Origin of the sequence: Halomonas sp. AOP7-B1-5, assembly GCF_052353045.1 — a bacterium.
GTDB classification, from domain to species: domain Bacteria; phylum Pseudomonadota; class Gammaproteobacteria; order Pseudomonadales; family Halomonadaceae; genus Vreelandella; species Vreelandella colorata.
In genome coordinates, this window is record NZ_JBQTDC010000073.1 from 1 (window position 1) to 6,812 (window position 6,812).

Below are 6,812 nucleotides of genomic sequence, written 5' to 3' on the forward strand. Positions count from 1 at the left end.
ACCGCGCGGTGGCCTTTTGCATCAACGGCTCAAGTAAAACCGAACGTCGATTTACTCTGCAATGGCTTCGCGAATGCGCGGCAGGTAATCGCCGAACTGCTCTCCATACTTCTCATAGACCGGCGCTACCTGCGCCCGGAACGCTTCAAGATCAGGCGTTTCGTTGATTTCCATACCAGCTTCTTTTAGAGCGCTTAGCTGTTCGGCTTCCATGTCGGCATTCACCTGGCGCTCATGCTCGGCAGCTTCCTGAGCAGCTTCTTCCAGCACGGCCTGTGCCTCTTCCGGTAGCTTGTTCCAGGCGGACATGCCCATCACAAAAATGGCCGGGGCATAGGTATGGCGCGAAAGCGTCATGTAGTTTTGCGTTTCGCCCAGATTGAACGAATACACCACGTTGACCGGGTTCTCCTGGCCATCGATAGTGCCCTGCTGCATGGCGGTCAGTGCTTCGGTCCAGGCCATGGGAATGGCGTTGGCGCCCAGTTCACGGAACGTATCGGTGTAAACGGGGTTTTCCATCACGCGGATACGCAGGCCATCCATATCGTCCGGCGTATTCACCGCGCGCTCGCTGTTGGTCAGGTTGCGGAAACCGCGCTCGGCGTAGGCCAGGCCTTTCAGGTTAACGTCGGAAAGCTTGTCTAAAAGCTCCTGACCGATTTCACCATCCAGTACGCCATAGGCCGCTTCAGGAGAAGGGAACAGGAACGGCAGTTCGAATACCGCCATCTCTTCGACAAAGTTGGCCACCGGACCATTAGTAATCAGGCCCATATCCACCGTGCCGATCTGCATGCCTTCAAGCAGCGTGCGCTCATCGCCCAGGGTCGCATTAGGGAAAATCTCAATGCTTACCTTGCCGCCAGTGCGCTCTTCGACCAGCTCTTCAAATTTGGTGGAGGCGATATGAAAGCCATCCTGCTCGTTAACCACATGCGCCAGGCGCAGGGTGACCGGGTCCATATCGTCAAAATCAGCTGCGTTGGCAGCGGTTGCCAGCGCCAGAGAAATGCCTAACGCCAGCGTGTTCAGCGTGAATGTTTTCATTTTTATGAGTTCCCGATGTGTAAAAAGACGAAGTGCCCACAAATCATGCCCTACACCTGGGAAAACGGTCAATCGAGGCAAGCAGTAAAGCCGCCACGCGGCTGGACACAGCGCGCCCGCACAGGTACGATACGCACCCTATGCGCCCGTAGCTCAGTTGGATAGAGTATCGGCCTCCGAAGCCGAGGGTCGCAGGTTCAAATCCTGCCGGGCGCGCCAGAATTTCAAGGGCTTACGTTAACGCGTAGGCCCTTATTTTTTGTCTGTGACCACCCTGTGACCAAATCGTGGCCACAACCTCTTCATTACATGCCTTGTATGGCTATTCGTTTATGACCTTTGGCTTTTTCTTGCCACTAGCATGGTCACATGTGTACGTTCCTTGGATTCACTAAAATTAAGCGCTGTGATAGCCTGAAATGACCTTCGGCCTGTGAGGTGTGTTAGGCGTAGCGACATTCAGTGTGATCGTCAAACTAGGGATGAGAAAACAACGTGCAGTTCAAACGGTTACTAGACACTCTTGCTAGGTCGTCAGCTCAAGCGGTCACAACGCTGGGACAGGGACAAAAAGAACAGGATGAGCTAAAAAACTACCTCTACGTTGAAACTGAAATTGAGAAAGATTTCAGAAGATTGCTGGACTCCAACCCGACACCGGATACCGTGATTTTCCTATGCGGCTCATCCGGTGATGGCAAGTCAGAGATTCTCAAGCGCTATTACGAAAGTTACTCGAACAAGTTCAGGTTTCATTTAGACGCGACGCATGCCTTTAAGCCAGATCAAAATGCAATTGATGCTCTGGATCAACTGTTCGATGAGCATTATCAATCTGCGAAGCCATTGGTTATCGGCATCAATGTTGGGATGCTGTTCAATTTCTCGTCGCAAGGGGCTGCACGACACGAGGAAATCAAGAACGCAATTGAATCCTACCTGCAGAATGGGAATCAGACTGCATCCTCATACGGGTTCCTGAACTTTGAGAAGTACCCAAAATTCAGTATTGAGGATGGCAAGACTGGATCTAGCTTTATCAGCGAACTGATTGCTCGAGTAGTTGCTCAGTCCGATAGCAACCCGCTATACCGAGCATATCTGGATGCGGCCCAAACGAGCCCTAGTAAACTGACTATCAACTATGAGTTGCTTCAGTATGAGGAGGTGCGCAAACGAATTGTGCACCTGCTCCTCTCGGCGCGGCTAAAGTTCGATCACTTTCTTTCTGCTCGGGCACTTCTTGATTTTGCCCATCATTTGATCACCGGCCCAGGTTTACTTTTCGATAACCTATTCGTCGCTGGCCATAATGATTTGAGCGATGTGATCAGTCACTTTGACCCGTGTTCGGTTAGATCCCGCCTGATCGACCAGTTCCTAATACAGCACCCGCTAGGGATTAGAGAGGCAGCATTCGACGAGTTCCAAAAATCTGTCTTTGAAGGCTTTGGCGTTTCGAATATTGATTCCGTAGGTTGGCTTCGATTTTTCTACCTTTTCCGGGATGTCGATATTGGAAATAACTTCCATAAGACCTTCCAAACCGATTTTCAGCAGCCGCTTTACGATAGGTATATCGAAATTTGGCGTTTGCACAAGAACTACGATGGGAGCGCTGAGCAGCGCCATACGCTTCGGAGCTTCTATAAGGACGAACTTGTGTCCGCATTGTTTAGATTTGGGAACAGGTTGGACCCCTCTTTAACAACAAAGCAGCACTTGTTTTTATGCTCAAGAAATGGAGTTTTCATTTCTGCGGCTGCGGATATTAAGCCAGATCTAAAGAGAATTGAAGGTGAGAGTATAGCTAATATCCACGAGTTTCCGGTTTGCCTTAAAGTAGGTGACAAGCCACTTCGAACATTCAATGTGAATTTAAGCTTTCTTGAACTGGTTTCTAAAATAAATGATGGCTATAGGCCTAATAAACACGACAAAAATACGATTGTGATATTGGAAGAGATTATTGATGACGTAACGAAAGTAATAATTTGCTCAGGAAAAATAATTTTTTCTGATGGGCGCAATCAATTTTCCCTCACAAACGAAGTGGAAGATGACGAATTTGTTGTCGGGGGTGGCGAATGAGCGTTTCCAAGAATTTACTAAAGCTTGATGACCAGGTCATCCAAAATAAAAACTTTGTCAAAAATTTTTTGCCGTTTCGATCTCAGTCTTCTGGTCTTGATTTCGAAGCAATAGCTGGAAATGTTCTTGCCACAGCTTTTCGAAAGCGACTTGGTAAAGATTCTACATTAGAGAGCTACAAATCGGCAGTTTTTGAGCGTTTGCGAATGAAGCTTACAGATCAAGAGTTCGAGCCGTTCATCGAGAAAATGTATTTCAATAATGACGCCTCTGGACTTTTCAAAGTTTCACCAGAGTTTCTAATATTTAAAGCCGCCCAGGCTGAGGCTTCGACCAACAAGCATGTGGCCCAGATACTTATAGGTTTTATTGGCAATTCGAGTGATTGCTTCCGAAAGCTCAGCAGTGAAGTGAACTTCCTTGAGCAAGAACTTTTAGAAGAGTTTCAAAAGCGATTAGTTGACCTCGGTGAAGCACCCGTCGAGTATCCGTACTTGCCATTCGTCGCAGAATATTTTACTCAAGATCTAAGCTTCCTTTTGGAGCACCCAGGCTATTTTCTAGAAAATCTCAGACTTTTTTTCAATCTCTATACGTTTTTATACAGTTCCCAGCTGGCGTTGAATATCAATAGCTGGACAGAAGCGCCTGAAAGTAAACCTCTTTTTTTTATATTGGATTCTGAGAAAGCCAGCCTTGAGAGGAAGTACGTTAGAGAGTCGTTTCCTCTTCTTAAAACTAAGGCTTTAGATTTATTTCCATTGCTCTCTATGCTGGAATATCTAAATAACCCTCAGGATAAAAGAGCGAGTAAATTCCCTCTTTGGAAGGTTTTTTTAGATATCGAAAATATGAGTTATTCAGAGAGAGCTGAGGTTGGAAAATCTTTAGCAGAGCTCTGCCAAAGATATCGCAATAGACGACAACTTCCTATAATTCAAGAATACCCTGAAACTATAAAAGGGTTGTTTGGGTTGCTCAGTCGGACAGCAAAGGAAATTTTTCAAAATAAAGGTACGAGCCAATATGATGTTAATACCAAGTTTGTGAATACCTTTGAGAACGAAATTGCTTCGGACTTTATCCAAGTTAGAGGACGCTCAGGCAGAGTGTTAACCATTTCCCAAGATTACCTTTTGTTACTTACAAACCTAGCAATTGGCAGGAAGAAGCAAGTTCAGTTTCAAGAGTTATTGCATGAGCTCAAGAAACGTGGGGTTTGGTTCGATAGGCAGTCAGAGCAGGCGATCATCCGATTTTTGGAACGAATTGGTAACGTCGAGAGAATGAGCGATAGCGGAGATGCGGTTTATGTCCGAAAAACACTTTGAAGCCTTCTTGGTAAGCAATCTACGTGGTTGGCTTCAGTCCCGTATAGAAGCTGGCGCCCGGTATCAGTTCAAGTCACCAGACCCAGAAAATACGATTGGCCTTGTCTCTGAGTTGCTAACGCGGAGCGATGGTCAACTACGCTATGGCGAGCATAAACTTTCATATCTCGAAGTTAATGACGTGCGTTTGCTGGTGGCAGGGCATTTGGAGCAGCCTGATATCCAGAACGGTTGTTACACAGAAAACTACATTTCAAACCTTCGGGATACCGTGGCGGCCCAGATGCCTCCTTTCGAGCGATGTGCTCTGCTAATCGTTCACAACAGCCTTCTGGATACCCTGATTAATAGCGCTTTCGACCTAGCTCAAGGCGATGCTGTTTGGTCACCTCGTCAAACAAAAAATAAATTGGACCTATTGATATCTGATGGACTTCAGAACCAAGTTGCCTCTCGGTGTCTCCTGGAACACCAAGCTCGAATAATCACAGAAGAAGGCTCCAGTGTGTTTGGGTTTCGGCATCTCCATGACGCGTTGCTGGACGGAGACTTGCGTTTCCAGGAGCTAGGGCTGTTCAACGACCCTCAGGTGTTAAGCAATTCAAGCGAGAAGCAGGTACCGCGCCGACTGGAGTCAAATCGACAGTTAAGGGAAGAGATAGAGTTTGCTGTTGAACATTTTCCGAATGACTTGGAAGATAAGCTGACTAAGTTTGGATCAAAATTCATACAAGAACATTTTGGAGAAGGAGCAGAGGTTCCATGGACGGAACTCAACTACCAGGACTTTAGAGACGAAGAGGAGCACCAGAAAAAACTGACTCTCGACTATGCAGGTATAGAGTTTAATGGCTGCGAAATTGATGTACGAGACAAGAGAGATACCTCGGCTGGTAGGCGAGATAAACATCTCATTATTGAAGTTCCGAGTGGTCAGTACCTATTCAATTTCAAGATCAGGTTTATTGGTCAGCGACTAGAAAAAAAAGAGCTTTTGGTAACGCCGAAGGCAATGTCTGAGATTATTGACATTGATTTCTCTTCTAGAGGCGATAAGTCGACATTCACTATCTCGGGCCCATGCAGTGTTGAACCTGGATTTTTTAGCCTGAGACTCAATCGAGATTCTTCGAACGAAAAATACAGCTTCCATTGCCTGGTCGTCCAACAGGGAGGCTTTCATCTGTCTGCCTTTGAGAATCGCTTTCTAATCGATAGAAAAAGGAGAGCGCTCGTACTTCAGGCAGACCAACATTGCCTTGACGTTAATCCTGCCCTAACCACCGAAGCGGTGTTATCCGACAGTGGTGAAACAGTTGATATAAATTCGGTGGGAAAGGTCGATTTCGATCAGCTCTATGATGAGTCTGACGAAGTTAATTTCACCCTGACGAATGGTGACAGATCACTCTTTGTACTCGTCGAAGGTGAACCGAGCAAAGAAGCACTTCGACTACCAGTGATTTTTGACACAAGCCGGTTTGCCAGGCTTTTTAAAGACGATAATTTCAATGGTGTGTATCGGCCAGGGAAAGAGACGGTTGTCTTCGATAATCAAGAATCGGGGCCAGTATTCTTCCGAAAAGCTTTGCTCCAGGCTGAGTCGTCCTTCGTTAATGAAGAGTGTATTGAATGGGACAATGATCGACGCAAAGGAACCCCACTTTCAAGTCTTTCACTTGCAGACGACAGAATATATCAAGCCTACAGGGCTCTTATTATTTACTTCCAAGAGCGCAAAACGTTGCCTTCGTTGGCTAGCTGGGGACCTGAACTCGTTGCCCTAGGCAAAGAGTATATTCTGGCTTGCGTTGACTACTTGGACCAAATTCAGAAGGGCAAGCCGCTCAACAGCTCTGAACGGCTTGTGATTCGTATCGGGCTGGCAACAGTAGAGGAGCGCCAATTTTTTACTCCGTTCCATCCGCTGGTGATGGCCTACTATCTGAGTCTGGTTGAAGAAATTGTTGAAGATGGCGAAGCGCGTAGCTTTCGTGAACTACCAGAGGTTACTAAAGGACGATTAAACGCACGGGGATTGCTTCCCCACCTTTTCGACAGAGATAATCGTTATAGCTATACACAGGCAGTACCAGAGAATCCTCTCTGGTTGGAGGTAGTGCCACATCAGGATACAAGCTTCGATTTTGTGATAAACCTTGTAAAGCACAAGATCGAGGAGTTTACGTCTACATTTGAGCAGCTATTCTGCCAGGTCGATGATGCCCCGCTGCTGATTAACTCCGTCAACAACGCAGAAAACGCAGAGTTGTTCAGAGGGCTGGTGTCCTACTATCAGGCGAACTTACTCGGCGGACGTCATATACACGTCAATCTCTA

4 protein-coding genes and 1 tRNA gene are annotated in these 6,812 nt (G+C 46.7%); 4 read left to right on the top strand and 1 reads right to left on the bottom strand.

Annotated elements, in window-relative coordinates:
• Positions 1–51: 51 nt before the first annotated feature.
• On the bottom strand, positions 52–1,050 hold the full coding sequence (locus tag ACT3XD_RS19040) for a TRAP transporter substrate-binding protein (RefSeq protein ID WP_192539399.1): 999 nt from the start codon (positions 1,048–1,050) through the stop codon (positions 52–54).
• 142 nt (positions 1,051–1,192) lie between these two features.
• On the opposite strand from ACT3XD_RS19040, the gene ACT3XD_RS19045 reads away from it, so the two are divergent.
• From ACT3XD_RS19045 to dptH, 4 genes are all read left to right on the top strand, one after another.
• A tRNA-Arg gene (locus tag ACT3XD_RS19045) sits at positions 1,193–1,269 on the top strand.
• Between the two features lie 276 nt (positions 1,270–1,545).
• The gene (dptF, locus tag ACT3XD_RS19050) at positions 1,546–3,141 is read left to right on the top strand and encodes a DNA phosphorothioation-dependent restriction protein DptF (RefSeq protein ID WP_192539398.1); all 1,596 of its coding nucleotides are present in this window, start codon (positions 1,546–1,548) and stop codon (positions 3,139–3,141) included.
• A complete protein-coding gene (gene dptG, locus ACT3XD_RS19055) occupies positions 3,138–4,472 on the top strand; it encodes a DNA phosphorothioation-dependent restriction protein DptG (RefSeq protein WP_192539397.1) in 1,335 nt (444 codons plus the stop codon). The genes dptF and dptG overlap by 4 nt, the downstream gene beginning before the upstream one ends.
• On the top strand, positions 4,453–6,812 hold a 2,360-nt coding region (gene dptH / locus ACT3XD_RS19060; RefSeq protein ID WP_444280671.1), incomplete at its 3' end, for a DNA phosphorothioation-dependent restriction protein DptH. The genes dptG and dptH, both read left to right, overlap by 20 nt.

Excerpts from the sequence above, each read along its gene's own strand:
- ACT3XD_RS19040 (WP_192539399.1), bottom strand. The coding sequence starts at position 1,050 with ATGAAAACATTCACGCTGAACACGCTGGCGTTAGGCATTTCTCTGGCG.
- dptG (WP_192539397.1), top strand. The coding sequence starts at position 3,138 with ATGAGCGTTTCCAAGAATTTACTAAAGCTTGATGACCAGGTCATCCAA.